Here is an 18,689-nt window from a genome sequence, read left to right as displayed (position 1 = left end):
CGTCGTTTTTGCTGTCGTCGTCCTTTCGATCTTTCTCGGCATCAACATGCTGCCGAAACATCATCCGGCCAACTGGCTGCTTGGCATCGTTGGTGGTGCCTGCCTCGTCCTGGCCTGGTATGCGATCTTCCGTCCCATGCTGATCGCCTCCGGCGGCAGCGATCCTTCGCTTATCGCACTCGGTCTCACCGCCGCCGGCATCGTGTCCTGCGTGCTCGGCGTGGTGTGCCTCGGCGTCTGCGTGTGGCGTGATCCGGCACGCTTCTGGATGCTGTCGATCGTCTTCATCGGCGTGATCGGCGCCACCCAGGTTACCGCTCTTACCTGAGACTCACGCCCCGGGCAATCCGGGGCGATGCCATTCGTGGTCGGCCACGAAGTCCGTCGGGACGTGCACGCCGCGGCGCGCGATCTTCTCGGTCATGATCGTGTGGCGCATCATCAGGCCCGAAACGATGTAAGCCGTGGTGCAAGCGGCCAGCAGCGGTAGCAGGGCGTGGGGCTGCATCGTCGTTTCGAACACGAACACGGCCGAAGTCATCAGGGCGCGCGACGCGCCGGCGAATAACGCAGCCATGCCGATCAGAGCCGCCATGTGGGGATCCACGTGAAGCGGCGGCCACGCCGACAACAGCACACCGCAGACACCGCCCAGCGCACCCCCCACCGTGAACAAGGGTGCGAGGGTACCGCCTGACGTGCCGCTGCCCAAAGCCACCGACCATGACACGAGCTTGGCCAGCGCCAGCAGAGCCATGGCGGCGAGGCCCATGTTTCCGGAAATCACGTTCGTGATGTTGTCGTAGCCCACGCCGAGCGTGGCCGGCATGACATAACCGACCGCACCGACGACCAGACCACCGAGGGCTGGCCACCACATCCAGTGGATCGGCAGCTTCTCGAACGCATCCTCGATGCCATACGTCAGCCGCGTGATCAGCACGCCGGCGACGCCCATCAGCAGGCCCAGCAAGGCATAGACGATGAGCGCCTGCGGGGCCACCGCGGCAAGCGCGGGCATGGGAAAGACAGGGCCGGGACCGTCCAGCGCGAAACGCACGCCGGTGCCGGTCACCGCCGCGAGGGCCACCGGGAGGAGCGATCGCGCGCGGCGTTCGAACAGCAGGAGTTCGATGGCCAGCAGCACTGCCGATACAGGCGCGCTGAACACCGCGGCCATGCCGGCCGCCGCGCCGGCCGCCAGAAGCGTCTTGCGCTCGTTCTCGCTCACTGGCAGGCGTTGACCGAGCAGCGAACCGAGCGCACCGCCGGTGGCGATGATCGGGCCTTCGGCGCCGAACGGGCCGCCGGTGCCGATCGCGATAGCCGACGATACCGGCTTCAGCCAGGTCATCCGCGCGGGAATCCGGCTTTCGTTCGTCAGTACCTGTTCCATCGCCTCGGGAATACCGTGACCACGGATGGCGCGCGAACCCCAGCGGGCCATGCCGCCCACGACCAGACCGCCGATGGCGGGCACCACGATCACCCAGGCGCCCAGATGATGGCCCGCCGGCGATGTGAGTTCCGAGCTCCACGTCTGGTGGAAGGCCAGGTTCGTGACCAGGCCGATCAGCATCGTGAGCAGGCGCGCAACGCAGCCGACGACCAGGCCAAGCCCGATGGCCAGGATGCCGACGCTGACCACCCGCTTGCTGAGCAATGGCAGGCGCGTGGGCATATGGGCGTCGGCAAGCGACGGGTCCAGCGCAGGCGCAAGCGGAATCGCCGCACGGTCGTGCGGCGTATGGAGTGGGTCGATCATGGGGACGGCCGAAGATGGAGAATGCGGCGAAAGGCTACCGGGATATCCGCTCAGTAGCTGGCTGGCAGATGAACAGCCTCTCAGGCTGGAGCGGGAGGCCCGCCGGCGAGGGCACCTGAGTGCCGGTACCCGGACGCCGTCAGCGTTGCCGCCCCGCCCACGACGCTCAGCATCGCGGGCGCACCAAAGGGCAAGGTCCACTTGTCGGGTCCATGGCCGAAAGCGAGCCCGCGGAGAATGGGCAGTCCCGACGAACGCCCAAACCGTTGCAACGCGTGTTCGATGTCGTAACCGTTGTCATACTCGCTCACCCGCTGCCCACCGAGCCCCCCCACGAGGATGGCCCGCTGGTTATCCAGCACACCGGCAAGTTTCAGTTCGAAGAGCAGGCGCTCGATGCGCCACGCCTGTTCGCCGATTTCCTCGACGTAGAGGATGCCGCCCGGGATCGAGGGTAAATACGGCGTGCCGGCCAGGCTGCACAGTGCCGACAGGTTCCCGCCCCACAACGTGCCCTCCACCAGCAGGTCACGCTGGTCGTCGCCGCAGACCCAACTCATCTCCGTACGCGGCGACGTCGCGGTCTGCCAGAAATGCCGCCAGGTATTCTCGCGGAGATACCCGGCACCGAAGTCCTGGACCAGCATCGGCCCATGCAGCGATCCGATGCCGCTGCGCGCATACAGGGCACACTGGATGGCGGTGAAGTCGCCATGGCCCACCAGCACACAGGAATCGTCGACGAATCGCGCGGCCAGGCCGTCGAAGTCCAGCCGGTCGAGCAAGGAAATGGCACCGTACCCGCCACAGATGGCCATGACCAGATCGGGCAATGGCTTGCCGGGGTCGACCAGACGGTTGATATCGGCGGCACGCTCGGCGTCGGTGCCGGCGAAACGTAGCATCACGCGATCGACGACCTCCGTGCCGTGTACCCGGTGCCCGGCGGCCTGGAGTCGTTCGATGCCCCGATGGCAGGCAGCGCGGTCTTCCGCGTACCCGGAGGGGGCGATGAGCTCTATATCGAGTCGTTTCGGCATGTCGGACAAGGCGTGACTATCCTTACCAATACCTTCCACCTTGAGGCGAAGGCAACCGTCGGTGGGCCGCTCACCATTCGTAGTATTCGTCGGCCGGGGTAAGGTCTTCTGATGGAGCGTTGCGGGTGAGCGTCTCGCGCGGCTGCTCTCCGAACACGCTGCGGTATTTCTCCGCGAAACGCGAGAGGTCCCACATGCCGCAACTGAGCGCTACCGACTTCACCGAACGCCGGCCTGCTTCCGCCGTGACCAGGCTGCGATGTGCCGTGCACAGGCGAAGCATGGCGAGGTAACGGTTCGGTGGAATGCCGAGGAGGTCGTCGAATGCGTAGCGCAGGCCGCGCTCGCTTGCGCCGGCGGCCTGGCAGAGCTCCTGGGAGTAGATGTCGCGGCGCAGGTTGGCGCGCATGAAGCGCTCCGCGCGGCGAACCACCTGGTAATGCGCGCGCCGTCCGCGCGATGCCACTGGCCGCTCCTCGGACGAGGAAGCGAGCGCGACGCGAATGTGTTCGTCCAGCAGATCCTCGATCGGCCCCATCACGTGCTCGCCGGATTCGCGCACATTTGCCGAAATCTGCCGGTAGGCCCGCTTCAGGTGTTCCGAGCGCACCGAGAACAGCCGCAGCCGCTGCGCCGCCATGTCGACGTCGGCGTGGTCTGAGGCGAGAAACCGCGAACGGAACCGCGCGTAGGGCGCCACCACGAGGGTGAAGCGTGTGCCGCGTTCGAACATGAAGTCGCTGGGCGCGCCTCGCAGCAAGGTGACTGCCATGTCCGATTCGATGCCGATGCCCTGGCACCAACTGCGTTCACCTGTCTCATGCAGGTAGACCAGCATGCACGAATCTTCGGGAACCGTAAGCGAACCGCGCACGTCGAAGTCGATGTGCGCGGACAAATAAGTGACTCCTTCGTGGGCCCGCGCAGCGATGGCCGCGCGTGGACGCGCGGGGCTCAACGTCAGCAGGTCGACTTCGCAAAAACCGAGCACGGCGCCCAGTTTTACGAGATCGTAGTCTTCGAGTCCCTGTGTATCGGCAAGGCGGCTCATGCGATTACCTCCCAGTGCTCACTTCCCCGGACATGCCGCTCACGTACAGGCGTCATTCCCGCAGGACTCCCCTTTGTCTCCTGCCCCCTTACGCCGGCATCCGTCCTACGGAAACGATTCCAGCGATGCTTATAACTAACGATGTATGGGATCAAATACCAGTACTTTGTGAATTTGCCGAATATGCTTAGACGATAAGGGTCTACAGCTCATGGTTTGGCGAAGTTCGTGCTTTCGGACCGGGGGCCTCCCCTGGAAGGTCAGTGAGGCTACACTCGGATGGTTACCAGCTATGAAGGGAAAGCTCCGCCGATGCGACGCCTCGCTCTCTGCTGCCTGACTGCCCTCACCCTGGCGGCATGCCAGTCCCACGACGAAGACAAGACCGTCGCCACTCCGCCGGCCGCGCCGGCCGGCCCTTCCAACGCGCCGCCGCCACCCCTGCCCGCGGTGGCCAACGAACACCACGAGTTCACGCCGGACATCACCGGGGCCGACTTCGCCGCGCACCTGCGCGTGATCTCGTCCGACGAGTACGACGGCCGCAAGCCGGGCACGCTCGGCGAGCGCCTCACCACGAACTACATCATCGAGCAGTTCAAGCGGGCCGGGCTGGAGCCGGGGAACAAGAGCGAATGGGTCCAGACGGTGCCTTCCGTATCCACCGCCCTGAACGGCCAGGACTCCCTCACGCTGGATGTCGCCGAAGGCGGCGGAAGCGAGCACTTTGCCTTCGGCACCGACATGGTCGCCGGTACGCTCCAGGCCAAGGGCGATATGGACCTGAAAGACTCCGACATCGTGTTCGTGGGCTATGGCGTGGATGCGCCCGAAGCGCAGTGGAACGATTTCGACGGCCTGGACGTCAAGGGCAAGACCCTGGTGATCCTGGTCAACGATCCCGGCTGGAACGGCAGCGACGCGACCCTGTTCAAGGGCCGGGAGATGACCTACTACGGCCGCTGGACCTACAAGTACGAGGAAGCCGCACGGAAAGGCGCGGCCGCGGCGTTCATCGTTCACCAGACGGAACCGGCCGGTTACGGCTGGAACGTGGTTCGCAGCGGCTGGACCACGCCACGCCTGGACCTGCCCGAAAGCGAAGACCCGGCACCGCGCCTGCCGGTGGCTGGCTGGCTCACGCGCGAAGCGGCGGTACGCCTGTTCGCCAAGGCTGGCAAGAACTTCGATGATCTGGCGAAGCAGGCTGGCACGCGCGGCTTCCAGCCGATGCCACTCGACGCCAAGGCATCCATCCACCTGCAGAGCACGATCACCCACTCGCTCAGCAATAACGTGATCGGCATGGTCAAGGGAACGGAGAAGCCCGACGAGGCCATCGTCTACACGGCGCACTGGGACCATCTCGGCCACGATCCCGCGCTGAAGGGACACCCGATCTACAACGGCGCCATCGACAACGGCACCGGCATCGCCGCGATGCTCGAGATCGCCGGCAAGTTCGCCCAGGAGAAACCGAAGCGCTCGGTGGTGTTCGCCGCCGTGACGATGGAGGAATCGGGCCTGCTGGGGTCGAAGTATTACGTGGCGCACCCGCCATTCCCTCTCGCCAAGACCATAGCCGACATCAACATGGACGCCCTGCCCGTCAGCGGCACCACGCACGACATGGCGGTGGAAGGTCATGGACAGAACGACCTGGAAGACCTGCTGGCAGAGGTGCTGAAGGCCGACAATCGCGTTGTCAGTGGCGACACCGCACCCGAGAAGGGCTACTACTTCCGCTCCGATCACTTCAACTTCGCGAAGGCCGGCGTGCCTGCGCTTGCCGCAGGCGGCGGCACCGACATGGTGGTAGGCGGCAAGGCCGCGGGCCAGGCCGCGGAAGAGGATTACGGGAAGAACCACTACCACCAGCCGACCGACGTTTACGACATGCGCTGGAACTTCGACGGCGTGATGCAGAACGTAAAGGCGTTCTACGCGCTGGGCGACAAGCTGGCGAACAGCGATACCTGGCCGGCCTGGAAGGAGGGCAGCGAGTTCAAGGCAGTACGGGAGAAGTCGCTGACCGAAGGTGCCAGGAAAAAGAAATAGGAAATTGTGTAGGAGCGCGCCCCGCGCGCGATATCTTTTGGGGCTTTGAGCAACAGGGCCTGTTGCTCTTCGCGAAAAGCCGTCGCGCGCAGGCGCGCTCCTACAACGATTTCGCTTAGTAATTCACCTGCAACTGCACCCGCAACAACTGCCCGTCGATCCGGCGGTACGGCGAGGCACTTACATCCGTCCGTCGCATGTTCGCCCACGCCACGGCGAGCTCGATGGCGCTCGACGGCTGCCACTCGACGCCCGCTTCCAGTTCGTCCACTTCCATCCGCGGCGCGTTCGTATCGAACTTCGCCGCGCCGCGATACGTCTGCCATTTCGCATACGGGATGAGCGAGCCGTACCCGCCGTCGAACTTGTACATCACCTGTGCATAGCCCCCACGCAGCGACTTCGTGCGGATGACGCGCCGTGCGATGTCGAGCTCGGGCCCCTGCCCAACCGTCCACTCGGCCTGGATACCAAACGGCTGCGGGTAGTAGATAACGTGCGCCGCGACGCGACGATCGGTCGATCCCGCCCCGGATGCGTCCACGGCCGGCGTGAACGTGCCGCCGCCGATCGTCGCCGACGCGGTGGACACCTTGTAGCGTCCCGAATACGCGTCCGCACCCACCTCCAGGTACTGGCCGTTCGCGAACTTGAACGGGTACGAGAAGTGGATCACCGAATGCAGCTGGTCGTTGCGATCCGGCCGGTTGGCGCCCTGCCCGTTGTACACGCCGAAGCCAATGACGCCATAGTCGCCCGATCCCTTCAGGCCCGACTTCTGCAGGTAGGCGAAACGTTCCTTCGCCACGGTCGGCGACCAGTAGGCGAAGACGCCGAGGTCGCGTTCGTCGCGAACGCCTGAATTCATCGCATCGGCGCGATCGAGCGCGATGCGGTTCTGGCTCGACTGAAGGTCTTCCCAGCCGTACGGGATCTTCGACTGGCCGGCGCGAATGCGCCAGGTTTTTTCCTTATTGAGCCACAGGTCCGCATAGGCATCGCGCAGCTGGGCAAAGTGTGTGGTGCTCGAGCCGGAGGGCGTGCTGGCAAGGTCGGGCTGGATATAGATCGACATGTCGTCAGTCACGTCGCCGCTGATCACGACGCGGGCGCGACGGATGCCGAAACCTTGCTCGCGGCCGACGAAACGATCGCCGGGCGACTTGAGATCCCTGGCATCCTTGCCCAGTTCCTGGTTGTAGCGCATCTGCACATAGCCGCGGATACCGATTTTTTCGTACCACGCCTTGGCCGAAGACGACGGTGCCGGGGCTGCCGGCGCGATCGATGTCGCGGCGACAACCGTGCCCGCCGTAACGGTCACGGGACTCCTGGCCACCGGCAACCCGGCTTCATCGCTTGCGGGCACGAACTTGCCCAGCCGCTGCCGGCCCGGCCCGGGCTCGGCAAAGATCTGGCGCGTGGCTGAATCGACGTACAGCTCTACGGCCGCCTGCGGCGCACCCTCGGCGGCCGCGGCACCGCACATCGTCCAGAACGCGGCGGCCACGGGGATTTTCTTCATGATCGGTGACTCCGAATGGATTGAGAAAATACTCAAACATCGGCGATAATGACGTAAACAAGCCTTAAACATCGCTATTTGGCCGACGCCGGGAAAGTTATCGTCGGCCCATTGCAACTCCATGACAGTCACCGGTGAGCTGGACAGGCCACCCGTCCCGAAGGCAACACTTCCGTCATCACCGCGTCACAGTGGATAATTCGCCGCAGACGCGCCTCGCCAGGGGACCGGCTCCACCGTAGTTGGCGAGGTACCTCTCTTACCCCAGCATCCCAGGCGGAACCCGACCCATGTCCTTCGCAAGCCCGCGCCGCACGCCGCGACGTCTCGTCATTGCCTTGTCCATCGCCGCAGCGCTTGCTGCCGGCACGGCTATCGCCCAGGACACGCCCCAGGACGCGCAGCCGTCCGGCGCCTCGCCGCGGACGGCGACGCTGCAGACCATCAACGTGACCGCCGAAAAACGCACGGAAGACCTGCAGAAGGTGCCCATCTCGATGACCGTGGTGACGGCCGAGAAACTGGAGTCCTTCGGGCAGGCCGGCGACGGGGTGCTGCAACTTGCCTCGCGCGCGCCCAGCGTGTATGCGGAAACCTCGTATGGCCGTGAGTTCCCGCGCTTCTACATCCGCGGCCTCGGCAACAGCGACTTCGACCTCAACGCGTCGCAGCCGGTGTCGATGGTCTATGACGACATCGTCCAGGAAAACCCGATCCTCAAGGGCTTCCCGCTATTCGACCTTGAGCAGGTGGAAGTGCTGCGCGGCCCGCAGGGCACGCTGTTCGGCCGCAACTCGCCGGCCGGCGTGATCAAGTTCGAATCGCGCAAGCCAACGCAGGAAACCGAGGGCTATGCCCGCGTGTCCTACGGCTCGTACGGCACGGCCAACGCCGAAGCCGCGATCGGCGGCAAACTCAGTTCGAGCTGGTCGGGCCGCATCTCTGCCCTCGCCCAGCACCGCGACGGCTGGATCGACAACGACTACACCGGCAAGAAGGACGATCTGGGCGGCTACAACGATCGCGCCGTTCGACTCCAGGCGCTGTACAAGGCTTCGGACGACTTCGACGCCCTGATCAACGTGCACGGCCGCTGGCTCGACGGCAGCGCCATGGTCAACCGCGCCAACTCGATCACTCTCGGCGGCGACCAGTTCGTGCCCGGCTTCGACCGCGATTCGGTGTCCCAGGACGGCCGCAACAAGCAACACCTGTTCACCTGGGGCAGCAACCTGCACCTGAACTGGCATTTCGGCGATCTCAACTTCGCCTCGATCACCGGTCTCGAGCGTGCTACCACGTACAGCCTCGGCGACGTCGACGGCGGTTACGACGCTTCCGGCACGCCAGCCAAGGCCAGCTCCACCAACCGCGTGACGCCGTTCTATTCGGAAACCGCCGACGCGCTGCCGAAGGATCGCCAGATCACCCAGGAATTCCGCCTGTCGAATGACAACGCCGAGCGCCTGAAGTGGCAGGTTGGCACGTACTACTTCGACGAAGACATCGCGATCACCAACTTCTCGTACGACACGCTCAACAACCACGTGCTCAACGGTTGGGTGGACCAGGCCCAGCGCACGAAGGCATGGGCGGTGTTCGGCTCGGCCGACTTCCAGTTCACCGACGAGTTCGACGTGCGCGCCGGCGCACGCTGGTCGCACGACAAGCGTGACTTCAAGGCCGAGCGCTTCCTCGGCTTCACCGGTCCCGTCGGCCCGCTTACCTCGGATCCGACCGACTCCCGCTGGAGCGGAGACCTGACCGGCACCTGGCAGCTGTCGAAGAACTCGAACGTCTACGCGCGCATCGCCAATGGCTTCCGCGCGCCCAGCGTGCAGGGCCGTATCAACTTCGCCAACAGCATCTCCACGGCGAAGCCGGAAACGATCACCTCGTACGAGATCGGTTACAAGTCCACGTCGGACGACAACAAGCTTCGCTTCAACGCCGACGTGTACAAGTACAACATGCACAACCAGCAGCTCACGGCCGTGGGCGGTGCGACCAATGTCACCCAGCTGATCAACGCGAAGAAGACGGAAGGCTACGGCGCCGAGTTCGACCTCGAGGCCTACCTGACGCCGAACTTCTACATGACGGCCGGTGGCAGCTACAACCACACCGAGCTGAAGGACCACAACCTGGCCGTGGCTCCCTGCGGCGGTGGCTGCACGGTGGTCGATCCTCTCAATGCCACCGGCAACGCCCTCATCGACGGCAACGCCCTGCCCAACGCGCCGAAGTGGATCGGCACCTGGACCGCGCGCTACGGCATTCCGTACGGCGACAGCGGCGAGTTCTTCGTCTACACGGACTGGAACTATCGCAGCGAAGTGAACTTCTTCCTGTACGACTCGGAAGAGTTCCGCAGCAAGCCCTTCCTCGAAGGCGGCATCCGCATCGGCTACAACTGGGAATTCGGCAAGCGCGAAATCGCCCTGTACGGCCGCAACATCACGAACAAGAAGGTCATCACGGGCGGCATCGACTTCAATAACCGCACGGCGTTCGTGAACGACCCGCGTATCGTGGGCGTGGAGTTCCGCGCGGAGTTGTAAGCCCCGCCGCTACATCGATCGGCCCAACGGCCGGCCCTTCGCGGGGCCGGCCGTTTTCGTTTGCGTTGCGGCCCCCGCATGCGCTCCCGACGCCGCGTAGGAGCGCGCCCTGCGCGACAGCTTTTCGCCGCAGTCGCGATGTTCACGCGCCAGTTCCGGGGCACGGCCCCAACACATGTCGCGCGCGTGGCGCGCTCCTACGAGGCGCCGCCTAAACCTTTTTCGAAAAACCCGCATCAGAACGGGTGCCCCGCCGGTACACCCCACCAGCACACCCGGTACGGCATAGGCCACAAGTCATAGGGAATTTCACGACATTCCGGTTGACGGCTAAGAATATGGTGTTGTAGTTCACTACAACACCGGTTACCCACAGCACCACAGGAGCAATCATCATGAAAAGCCCGAACTACATCGCCCTCGCCGCCTCGTTCGCCATCGCCGCCTCCGTCCTGGTCGCCTTCAGCAGCACATCGACCCTCGCCGCCCCTATCAGCGAAATCAACGGCACGAAAGTCACCGATCTCGCCCCCATCGTCGTTTACGCCGACGCCGGCCCGAACGTCGCTTCCCTCTAACCCCGAGCACCACGTAACACGTCATCGGAGTCGTCCCATGAAAGCGCCGAATCTGATCGCCCTGACCGCATCCATCCTGATCGCCGGCACCGCCGTGTCTACCCTGCGCTCCTTCGATGACCGCGCCGCCGCGATGCTCGCCGCACCGCACTTCGTCAACGGCACGCGTGTCGTCGACCTGCCCCCGCTCGAAGTACGACCCACTGCCGCCGATGTGCGCGAGGCCGTGCTCCTGGGCGAGGCCACTTTCGATTCGGCCGCGGAAGCGCTCAAGCGCAGCGCCGAAGACCGGGCCGTGGCGCTGATCCGCGCGCAGCTGGCCATGCCCTACTATTCGTTTGGTACCGCACTGCGCCAGACGGCGAAGGAATGACATACATGTCCATCACCTGGAACGACAGCGTCCCGATCTATCGCCAACTCCGCGAACGCGTGGTGGCCATGATCCTGGATGGCGCCTTGAACGAAGGCGATCCGCTGCCGTCGGTACGCCAGGTCGCGGGGGATTTCCAAATCAATCCGCTGACCGTTTCCAAGGCGTACCAGGAGCTGGTCGACGAACAACTGGTTGAGAAACGGAGGGGTCTTGGCATGTTCGTGATCGATGGAGCGCGCGAAGCGCTGCTGAAGAGTGAAAGGGAGCGCTTCCTGCGCGAAGAATGGCCGGCCCTGTATGCCCGCCTGAAGCGCATGGGCCTCGATCTGAAAACCCTGATGCGTGAAGCCAACGGCTCCGCGGAGGACCCGTCATGACAGCGGTCGTCACCGCCACCGGCCTGACCAAGCGTTACAAGACATCGCTTGCGCTGGATGCCACTTCGTTCCAGATCGCCTCCGGCCGCATTGTGGGCCTGATCGGCCCCAACGGTGCCGGCAAGACCACCGCGCTGAAGGCCATCCTGGGTCTCACCACCTTCGACGGCCAGCTTGACGTCCTCGGGATGGATCCACGCAAGGATCGCGACAAGCTGATGGAACAGGTCTGCTTCATCGCCGACGTGGCCGTACTGCCGCGCTGGTTGAAGGTCGGCGACGCGGTGGATTTCGTCGCCCATACCCACCCCCGTTTCGACCGCGCCAAGTGCGACGCCTTCCTGGCCCGCACGAAGCTGCAACGGGGGCAGAAGGTGAAGCAGCTGTCCAAGGGCATGATCGTGCAGCTGCACCTCGCGCTGGTGATGTCGATCGACGCGAAGCTGCTGATCCTGGACGAGCCGACCCTCGGCCTGGACATCCTCTACCGTAAGCAGTTCTACCAGAGCCTGCTGGAGGACTACTTCGACGAGGAGAAGACCATTCTGGTCACTACCCACCAGGTCGAGGAAATCGAACACATCCTCACCGACCTGATGTTCATCCGCGACGGGAAGATCGTGCTCGACACCGACATGGATAGCCTGGGCGAACGGTTTGCCGAAGTGCTCGTGGGCTCCGAACTGGCGGCGGCGGCACGCGAGCTGAATCCCTTGGACGAGCGCCAGGTGTTCGGCAAGAGCATCTTCCTCTTCGACAACGTCAGCCGGCCGCAACTCGAACGATTGGGCGAAGTAAGGCGGCCGTCGATCAGCGACCTCTTCGTCGCCACCATGAAGGGCACCTACGCATGAAAACCTTCTACTGGTTGGTCAAACGCGAATTCTGGGAACATAAGGGAGGCTTCTTCTGGGCGCCCGTGGTTACCGGCATCGTGTTCCTGGCGCTGAACTTCATGGGCATCGTGCTCGGCGAAGTCTTCGGCCGCCGCAATAACTGGGGTGTGTTCCGCTACGGCGACATGCACTTCAAGGGAAGCATGACCCCGGATGACCTGAACAAGGCCGGCGCCTTCATGGATATGTCGCTGTACGCCATCGCGGGCATCGTGCTCTGCGTCACGGCCATCGTGGTGTTCTTCTACTGCCTCGGTGCGCTGTACGACGACCGCCGCGACCGCAGCGTGCTGTTCTGGAAGTCGCTGCCGCTGTCGGATACGTCGACCGTACTCTCGAAGGTCGCCAGTGCCATCGTCCTGGCCCCGGTGATCGCGGTGGTGATCGGTGTGATCGTGGGATTGACGCTCAGCATCCTGTTCGCCCTCGTCGCCACGATGCACGGCGTGGGCCTCTGGGGGCTGCTGATGGCCGCGCATCCGCTCCGCGTCGTGTTCAACATGGTCCTGCTGATCCCGTTGTATGCGGTCTGGGCGCTGCCGACCATCGGCTGGCTGCTGCTCTGCTCCGCCTGGGCCCGCAGCAAGCCGTTCCTCTGGGCCATCGCCATGCCCGTCGCCGCCGGCGTGATCGTGTCCTGGTTCGGCCTGATGGGTATCGCCGGACTCTCGAGCGATTGGTTCTGGACGAATGTCGTTGGCCGTCTGCTGGGCAGCCTGATGCCTGGTGGCTGGCTGACCAACGCCTCGCCGCTTAGTGGCGTGGGCCATGACGACCCGGCGGCGCTGGTGAGCCAGATGGGCCTGGCCTACCACTACAGCGCCCTGGCCAGCCCCTCGCTCTGGATCGGTGCGGTGGCGGGAGTGGCGATGATCGCCGGCGCCATCTGGTTCCGCCGCTGGCGCGACGACGGCTAACCATCGACACCCACGGACGGCTCCTTCGGGAGCCGTCTTCTTACGGGGAGGACGCACGATGCTTCGTTCGATGCTGTTGGGTTCGTTCCTGGTTCTTGCTGTTCCCGCCGCTCACGCCCTCGCGGCGGATGCCGCCCCGCTCCGCGGCGCGGCCCTGGACGCGCGCATCGCCTTCCTCATGAAGGAAGCGAAGGTTCCGGGGCTCGCGATCGCGATCGTCGAGAACGGCAAGGTCGTCTCGGTGAAGGCCTACGGGCAGCGCGACGTGGAAAAAGAATTACCACTGACCACCGATACCGTGATGTATGCCGCCTCGCTCACGAAGGCCGCCTTCGCCTACGCCACGATGTCGCTGGTGGAAGAGGGAAAGCTGGACCTCGACGGCAGCATCGCGAAGGACCTGCCCAAGCCCCTGCCCGACTATCCGAAATACGCCGACCTTGCCGGCGACAAGCGCTGGCGGAAGCTCACGCCGTCTATCCTGCTCAGCCACCGCTCGGGTTTCCCCAATTTCCGCTTCTGGCAGCCCGGGAAGGACTATGACCCGAACGGCAAGCTGTCCTTCTACTTCGATCCCGGCACGCGCTTCGGTTACTCCGGCGAAGGCATCAACCTGCTGCAGTTCGTGCTGGAGAACGGCAAGGGTATCGACGTGGGCGACCTCATGAAGGCGCGCCTGTTCGTACGTTACGGGATGAAGCGCAGCAGCATGATCTGGCGCGCCGACTTTGGGGACAACGTCGCCATCGGCTACGACGAGGAAGGCAAGCCGCTGGGCCACAAGCAGCGCGAATCGGTGCGCGCGGCCGGTTCGATGGATACGACGATCGCCGACTACGCCAACCTTGTGGCGGCCATGTCGCGTGGCGACGGGTTGGAGGCCACGACGTATCGCACCTGGCTGAAGCCGGTCGTGAAGATCCATTCCGTGCGGCAGTTCCCCACCATCGGGCTTGTCGACTCCAAAGACAACGATTCGATTTCGCTGGGTTATGCCATGGGCGTGGGGACGTTCGAGTCACCGCATGGCCCAGCGTTCTTCAAGGAAGGACACGACGACGGCACGAACAACCTCTTCGTGTGCCTGGAAGGGTCGAAAACCTGCGTGCTGATGATGAGCAACAGCTCGAACGGGGAGTCGATCTTCGCCTACCTGCTCGACGACGTCCTGGGGAAGACATGCTTCCCCTGGTACTGGAGCAGCTATATCCCGTACGACCGGCCGGCGTTACGCGGGGAGCCGGTCATGCCGGATCGACATCCCGCCTGCCGGCTTTGACACCTACCCGTCAACTGCCGCCACCGCCACCGCCGTGGATGCCGCCCTTGGTCAATGCGGCGGGATCCAGCAGCTTCGCCAGTTCGGCCTTCGAGAGCCCCGTGGTTTCCAGCGCCACCTCCATGATCGGGCGCTTCTCCTTATAAGCCTGCTTCGCCGTGGCCGCGCCTTTCTCGTAGCCGATCACCGGATTGAGGGCCGTGACGAGAATGGGGTTCTTGTCCAGTGCTTCGCGGATGTGCTCCTCGTTCACCTTGAAGCCCGCGATCGCCTTGTCGGCGAGCAGCATGGTGACGTTGGCGAGGATCTCGATCGACTGCAGCAGGTTGTACGCGATCACCGGCAGCATCACGTTGAGCTGGAAGTTGCCGGACTGGCCGGCGATGGCGATCGTGGCGTCGTTGCCGATGACCTGGGCGGCCACCATGGCGGCCGCCTCCGGAATCACCGGATTCACCTTGCCCGGCATGATCGACGAACCCGGCTGCAGCGCCGGCAACTCGATCTCTCCCAGCCCTGCGAGCGGACCGGAATTCATCCAGCGCAGGTCGTTGGCGATCTTCATCACGGCGACGGCAAGGGCTCGCAACTGCCCGGACAACTCCACTGGCGCATCCTGCGCGGCCATGCCGGCGAAGTAATTGTCCGCGGATTCGAACTTCACCCCGGTGAGCTTCGACAACTCGGTGGCAACGGTCGGCCCGAACTTCGGGTCCGCGTTGATACCGGTGCCCACGGCGCTGCCGCCCTGCGGCAGGCGGCGGGTGCGCTTCAGCGTATCGGTGATCCGCTCGGCGGCATCGCCGATCTGTGCCGACCAGCCCGACAGCTCCTGCCCGAAGGTGATCGGCATGGCATCCATCAGGTGGGTGCGGCCGGTCTTCACCACCTTCTTCAGTTCTTTCGCCCGGCCGTCGATGGTCTTGCGCAGGTGCTTCAGCGCCGGCAGCAGTTTTTCGCTGGTCGCCAGCGTGGCACTGACCAGGATTGCGGTGGGAATCACGTCGTTCGAGCTCTGGCCCGCGTTCACGTGATCGTTGGGGTGCACCTTGCGGCCGGCCGCAGCAGCGAGGTGGGCGATCACCTCATTGGCATTCATGTTGGAACTGGTGCCCGATCCGGTCTGGAAGATGTCGATGGGAAAATGCTCGTCCACCTCGCCTGCCGCGACCTTGGCGGCGGCGTCGCGGATGGCCTTCGCCGAGGCCTTGTCGAGGTGGCCCAGTTTTACATTGGCCTCCGCCGCAGCGGACTTGACCAGGCCGAGCGCGCGGATGAACTCCCGCGGCAGGGTCAGCCTGGACACCGGAAAGTTGTTCACTGCCCGCTGGGTCTGTGCCCCGTAGAGCGCCTTGGCGGGCACCTTCAGCTCGCCCATGCTGTCGCGTTCGGTACGGAACTTGCTCATTGCGGGGACTCCGGGAGGGGGGTAGCCCCATTGTAGGAGCGCGCCGCGCGCGCGACATCTTTTCGCGCCAGTCTTAAGGCTGGCGCGCTAGCTCCGGGGCATGGCCTAAAAGCCGTCGCGCGCAGGGCGCGCTCCTACGGGGCTCGGTATAATGGGCGATTGATTGGCCCGCCTCAGGAACCTTCCATGTCCCACGCCACGCTGACCGCCCTCTCGCCGCTGGACGGCCGCTACGCCGCCAAGGTGGAGTCGCTGCGTCCCGTCTTCAGCGAATTCGGCCTCATGCACCGCCGCGTGCACGTGGAAATCCACTGGCTGCTGGCCCTGGGCGCCCAGCCGGGCATCGTCGAACTGCCGGCATTCTCCGCCGACGCCGTGACCCGCCTGCTGGCCATCTCCAACGAGTTCTCCGAGGAAGACGGCGAGCGCATCAAGACGATCGAAGCCACCACCAACCACGACGTCAAGGCGGTGGAGTACTTCATCAAGGAGAAGATCGGCAACGATCCGGCACTCGCCCAAGCCAAGGAGTTCGTGCACTTCGCCTGCACCAGCGAGGACATCAACAACCTCGCCTACTCCCTCATGCTGCGCGACGCGCGCCAGGATGTGCTGCTGCCCGCGCTCGACCAGGTCATCGCACAGCTGCGCGGCCTCGCCCACGAACATGCCGGACTCGCACTGCTCTCGCGCACACACGGCCAGACCGCTTCGCCCAGCACCATGGGCAAGGAGCTCGCCAATGTGGTCGCGCGCCTCGAACGCCAGCGCCGCCAGCTCGCCGCCATCGAGATCCCAGGCAAGATCAATGGTGCGGTGGGCAACTACAACGCGCATGTCATCGCTTATCCGGGCGTGGACTGGCCGGCGCTCGCCGCCAGCTTCGTGGACGGTTTGGGCCTCACCTTCAATCCGTACACCACGCAGATCGAGCCGCACGACGGCATCGCCGAATTCGCCGACGTGCTGCGCCGGATCAACATCATCCTCATCGATCTCGCCCGCGACATCTGGGGCTACATCTCTCTCGGCTATTTCCGCCAGGCGCTGAAGGCCGGCGAAGTCGGCTCTTCGACGATGCCGCACAAGGTCAACCCGATCGACTTCGAGAACGCCGAAGGCAACTTCGGGCTGGCCAACGCGCTGCTCACGCATCTGGCGCAGAAGCTGCCGGTGAGCCGCTGGCAGCGCGACCTGAGCGACAGCACGGTGCTGCGCAATATGGGCGTGGCGCTGGGCTACGCGCTGCTCGGCTACGACTCGCTGCTGCGCGGCCTGGACAAGCTCGAGATCAACGAGGCCGCGCTCGCCGACGATCTAGCCCACGCCTGGGAAGTGCTGGCCGAGCCGATCCAGACCGTGATGCGCCGCTACGGCCTGCCCAACCCGTACGAGCGCCTGAAGGAGCTGACGCGCGGCAAGGCGATCACGCGCGAGGCGGTCCGCGCCTTCATCGAGACGCTCGAGATTCCGGCCGCCGACCGCGAGCGGCTGCTCGCGCTGACGCCGGGCAGCTACACCGGGCAGGCGGTCGCGCTGGCGCGGCGCATTGACGGCGCAGCGTGATGGACTTCCGCGCCCAGCTGGCCCACGCCGAGACGATCAACGACTCGATGCTGTGCGTCGGCCTCGACCCCGACCCGGCGAAATTCCCCGGCTCGTGGAAGGACGACCCGAGCCGCATCTTCGATTTCTGCGCGACGATCGTCGACGCGACCCGCGACCTGGTGATCGCGTTCAAGCCGCAGATCGCCTACTTCGCCGCGCAGCGCGCCGAAGAGCAGCTCGAGCGGCTGATCGCGCACATCCACAAGAGCGCGCCCGAGGTGCCGGTGATCCTGGACGCGAAGCGCGGCGACATCGGCAGCACCGCCGAGCAGTACGCGCGCGAAGTGTTCGAGCGCTACCGCGCCGACGCCGTGACCTTGTCGCCGCTGATGGGCTTCGATTCGATCGAGCCCTACCTGGCCTACGCGGGCAAGGGCGCGTTCCTGCTGTGCCGCACCTCGAACCCGGGCGGTGCCGATCTGCAGGCGCAGCGGCTGCCGAACGGCGACCGGCTGTTCGAGCACATCGCGCGCCTCGCGCAGGGCGCGTGGAACGGCGGCGGCCAGCTCGCGCTGGTGGTCGGCGCGACCTTCCCGGCCGAGATCGAGCGCGTGCGCGAACTCGCGCCGACCCTGCCGCTGCTGATCCCCGGCATCGGCGCGCAGGGCGGCGACGCGGCCGCCACGGTGCGCTCCGGCTGGCGTGCCGATGCCGACGGGCGCACGCTCGCGCCGATCATCGTCAGCTCGTCGCGCGCGATCCTCTACGCGAGCCGTGGCGACAACTTCGCCGAGGCGGCGCGCGCCGCCGCGCAGGCGACCCGGGCGGAACTGAACCGGGCCCGTCTGCCGGCCTGAGCGGCGCCGGCGCAGCCGGCGAGCGGCGGCATCGCGACAAATGGCCGTTGCCCCGCCCGCTGTTCGGGGGCTGGGCGCGGGGTGCAGCTCCTAACATCCGCGAACCGTCGCACGCCCCGCTGCATGAAGATCACCCGTCTGGCCGATGCCGAACTGCCCGAATCCGCGGCGCGGATCATCGGGCGCTTCTACTTCGGCACCAGCGCGGCGGCCGGGCTGGCGAGCGCGGCGATCCTGTCGATCCTGCTGCCGGAGCTGCCGCTGGCGCAACACCTGTGGCTGGGCGGCTGCTCGGCCTTGTTCGGGCTGCTATGCCTGCTGGCACTGGGCTTGAGCGCGCACCCACGCTTCCCGATGCACACCGCGCTGTGCGGCGTCGGCGCGCTCGCGATGGCCATGACCGGCTTCTTCAGCGTGCTGCTCGGCGAAGGCCTGCGCGGCCCGCCGCTCGCG

Annotated in this window: 17 protein-coding genes; 12 read left to right on the top strand and 5 right to left on the bottom strand. The window is 65.2% G+C overall.

The features are described 5' to 3' along the window. Positions 1 to 328: hypothetical protein (locus VGM71_RS07910; protein WP_331543736.1), on the top strand; the 328-nt coding region annotated here is incomplete at its 5' end. A 3-nt stretch (positions 329 to 331) separates the two neighbouring features. On the opposite strand, the gene VGM71_RS07905 is transcribed toward VGM71_RS07910, so the two are convergent. The 3 genes from VGM71_RS07905 to VGM71_RS07895 form a co-directional block, all read right to left on the bottom strand. After that, positions 332 to 1,765 carry a chloride channel protein gene (locus VGM71_RS07905; RefSeq protein ID WP_331543734.1) on the bottom strand — a complete coding sequence of 478 codons (1,434 nt, stop codon included), beginning with the start codon at positions 1,763 to 1,765 and terminating at the stop codon, positions 332 to 334. Between the two features lie 80 nt (positions 1,766 to 1,845). Then, the gene (locus tag VGM71_RS07900; protein ID WP_331543739.1) at positions 1,846 to 2,805 is read right to left on the bottom strand and encodes an LD-carboxypeptidase; all 960 of its coding nucleotides are present in this window, start codon (positions 2,803 to 2,805) and stop codon (positions 1,846 to 1,848) included. Between the two features lie 70 nt (positions 2,806 to 2,875). Continuing rightward, positions 2,876 to 3,856 (bottom strand): helix-turn-helix domain-containing protein, encoded by a 981-nt coding sequence (locus VGM71_RS07895; protein ID WP_331543732.1) that lies wholly within the window; start codon positions 3,854 to 3,856, stop codon positions 2,876 to 2,878. Positions 3,857 to 4,168: 312 nt separating this feature from the next. Here VGM71_RS07895 and VGM71_RS07890 point away from each other — a divergent pair, with 312 nt between their 5' ends. Next, positions 4,169 to 5,914, top strand: a complete 1,746-nt coding sequence (locus VGM71_RS07890) for a M28 family metallopeptidase (RefSeq protein ID WP_331543730.1) — start codon at positions 4,169 to 4,171, stop codon at positions 5,912 to 5,914. Positions 5,915 to 6,029: 115 nt separating this feature from the next. On the opposite strand, the gene VGM71_RS07885 is transcribed toward VGM71_RS07890, so the two are convergent. Then, positions 6,030 to 7,439 (bottom strand): porin, encoded by a 1,410-nt coding sequence (locus VGM71_RS07885; RefSeq protein WP_331543728.1) that lies wholly within the window; start codon positions 7,437 to 7,439, stop codon positions 6,030 to 6,032. 290 nt (positions 7,440 to 7,729) lie between these two features. Between VGM71_RS07885 and VGM71_RS07880 the strand changes: the two genes are divergently transcribed. From VGM71_RS07880 to VGM71_RS07850, 7 genes are all read left to right on the top strand, one after another. Next, positions 7,730 to 10,000, top strand: a complete 2,271-nt coding sequence (locus VGM71_RS07880) for a TonB-dependent receptor (RefSeq protein ID WP_331543726.1) — start codon at positions 7,730 to 7,732, stop codon at positions 9,998 to 10,000. Positions 10,001 to 10,395: 395 nt separating this feature from the next. Continuing rightward, a complete protein-coding gene (locus tag VGM71_RS07875; protein ID WP_331543723.1) occupies positions 10,396 to 10,578 on the top strand; it encodes a hypothetical protein in 183 nt (60 codons plus the stop codon). 37 nt (positions 10,579 to 10,615) lie between these two features. After that, a complete protein-coding gene (locus tag VGM71_RS07870; protein ID WP_331543721.1) occupies positions 10,616 to 10,951 on the top strand; it encodes a hypothetical protein in 336 nt (111 codons plus the stop codon). A 5-nt stretch (positions 10,952 to 10,956) separates the two neighbouring features. Further along, the gene (locus tag VGM71_RS07865) at positions 10,957 to 11,331 is read left to right on the top strand and encodes a GntR family transcriptional regulator (protein ID WP_331543718.1); all 375 of its coding nucleotides are present in this window, start codon (positions 10,957 to 10,959) and stop codon (positions 11,329 to 11,331) included. Further along, positions 11,328 to 12,185, top strand: coding sequence for an ABC transporter ATP-binding protein (locus VGM71_RS07860; RefSeq protein WP_331543716.1), 858 nt, complete (start codon positions 11,328 to 11,330; stop codon positions 12,183 to 12,185). Before VGM71_RS07865 ends, VGM71_RS07860 begins: the two co-directional genes overlap by 4 nt. Continuing rightward, positions 12,182 to 13,144, top strand: coding sequence for a hypothetical protein (locus VGM71_RS07855; protein WP_331543713.1), 963 nt, complete (start codon positions 12,182 to 12,184; stop codon positions 13,142 to 13,144). Before VGM71_RS07860 ends, VGM71_RS07855 begins: the two co-directional genes overlap by 4 nt. 58 nt (positions 13,145 to 13,202) lie before the next feature. Continuing rightward, positions 13,203 to 14,423: a serine hydrolase domain-containing protein gene (locus VGM71_RS07850; protein WP_331543710.1), complete on the top strand. Its 1,221-nt coding sequence runs from the start codon at positions 13,203 to 13,205 to the stop codon at positions 14,421 to 14,423. Between the two features lie 10 nt (positions 14,424 to 14,433). Here VGM71_RS07850 and VGM71_RS07845 read toward each other — a convergent pair whose 3' ends face one another. Then, positions 14,434 to 15,831: a class II fumarate hydratase gene (locus tag VGM71_RS07845; protein WP_331543708.1), complete on the bottom strand. Its 1,398-nt coding sequence runs from the start codon at positions 15,829 to 15,831 to the stop codon at positions 14,434 to 14,436. A gap of 186 nt (positions 15,832 to 16,017) precedes the next feature. On the opposite strand from VGM71_RS07845, the gene purB reads away from it, so the two are divergent. From purB to VGM71_RS07830, 3 genes are all read left to right on the top strand, one after another. Beyond that, a complete protein-coding gene (gene purB / locus VGM71_RS07840) occupies positions 16,018 to 17,397 on the top strand; it encodes an adenylosuccinate lyase (RefSeq protein WP_331543706.1) in 1,380 nt (459 codons plus the stop codon). Further along, a complete protein-coding gene (gene pyrF, locus VGM71_RS07835; protein ID WP_331543704.1) occupies positions 17,397 to 18,236 on the top strand; it encodes an orotidine-5'-phosphate decarboxylase in 840 nt (279 codons plus the stop codon). The genes purB and pyrF overlap by 1 nt, the downstream gene beginning before the upstream one ends. Positions 18,237 to 18,359: 123 nt before the next feature. Beyond that, a partial coding sequence (locus tag VGM71_RS07830) for a hypothetical protein (protein WP_331543702.1) occupies positions 18,360 to 18,689 on the top strand: 330 nt, incomplete at its 3' end.

Source organism: Luteibacter sp., assembly GCF_036499525.1.
In the GTDB taxonomy this organism is placed as follows: Bacteria; Pseudomonadota; Gammaproteobacteria; order Xanthomonadales; family Rhodanobacteraceae; genus Luteibacter.
This window is presented reverse-complemented; position numbering and strand designations above follow the sequence as displayed.

What these genes read in the sequence shown, in the direction of transcription:
- VGM71_RS07905 (WP_331543734.1), bottom strand. Translation starts at nt 1,765, where the DNA reads ATGATCGACCCACTCCATACGCCGCACGACCGTGCGGCGATTCCGCTT.
- VGM71_RS07900 (WP_331543739.1), bottom strand. Translation starts at nt 2,805, where the DNA reads ATGCCGAAACGACTCGATATAGAGCTCATCGCCCCCTCCGGGTACGCG.
- VGM71_RS07895 (WP_331543732.1), bottom strand. Translation starts at nt 3,856, where the DNA reads ATGAGCCGCCTTGCCGATACACAGGGACTCGAAGACTACGATCTCGTA.
- VGM71_RS07890 (WP_331543730.1), top strand. Translation starts at nt 4,169, where the DNA reads ATGCGACGCCTCGCTCTCTGCTGCCTGACTGCCCTCACCCTGGCGGCA.
- VGM71_RS07885 (WP_331543728.1), bottom strand. Translation starts at nt 7,439, where the DNA reads ATGAAGAAAATCCCCGTGGCCGCCGCGTTCTGGACGATGTGCGGTGCC.
- VGM71_RS07880 (WP_331543726.1), top strand. Translation starts at nt 7,730, where the DNA reads ATGTCCTTCGCAAGCCCGCGCCGCACGCCGCGACGTCTCGTCATTGCC.
- VGM71_RS07875 (WP_331543723.1), top strand. Translation starts at nt 10,396, where the DNA reads ATGAAAAGCCCGAACTACATCGCCCTCGCCGCCTCGTTCGCCATCGCC.
- VGM71_RS07870 (WP_331543721.1), top strand. Translation starts at nt 10,616, where the DNA reads ATGAAAGCGCCGAATCTGATCGCCCTGACCGCATCCATCCTGATCGCC.
- VGM71_RS07865 (WP_331543718.1), top strand. Translation starts at nt 10,957, where the DNA reads ATGTCCATCACCTGGAACGACAGCGTCCCGATCTATCGCCAACTCCGC.
- VGM71_RS07860 (WP_331543716.1), top strand. Translation starts at nt 11,328, where the DNA reads ATGACAGCGGTCGTCACCGCCACCGGCCTGACCAAGCGTTACAAGACA.
- VGM71_RS07855 (WP_331543713.1), top strand. Translation starts at nt 12,182, where the DNA reads ATGAAAACCTTCTACTGGTTGGTCAAACGCGAATTCTGGGAACATAAG.
- VGM71_RS07850 (WP_331543710.1), top strand. Translation starts at nt 13,203, where the DNA reads ATGCTTCGTTCGATGCTGTTGGGTTCGTTCCTGGTTCTTGCTGTTCCC.
- VGM71_RS07845 (WP_331543708.1), bottom strand. Translation starts at nt 15,831, where the DNA reads ATGAGCAAGTTCCGTACCGAACGCGACAGCATGGGCGAGCTGAAGGTG.
- purB (WP_331543706.1), top strand. Translation starts at nt 16,018, where the DNA reads ATGTCCCACGCCACGCTGACCGCCCTCTCGCCGCTGGACGGCCGCTAC.
- pyrF (WP_331543704.1), top strand. Translation starts at nt 17,397, where the DNA reads ATGGACTTCCGCGCCCAGCTGGCCCACGCCGAGACGATCAACGACTCG.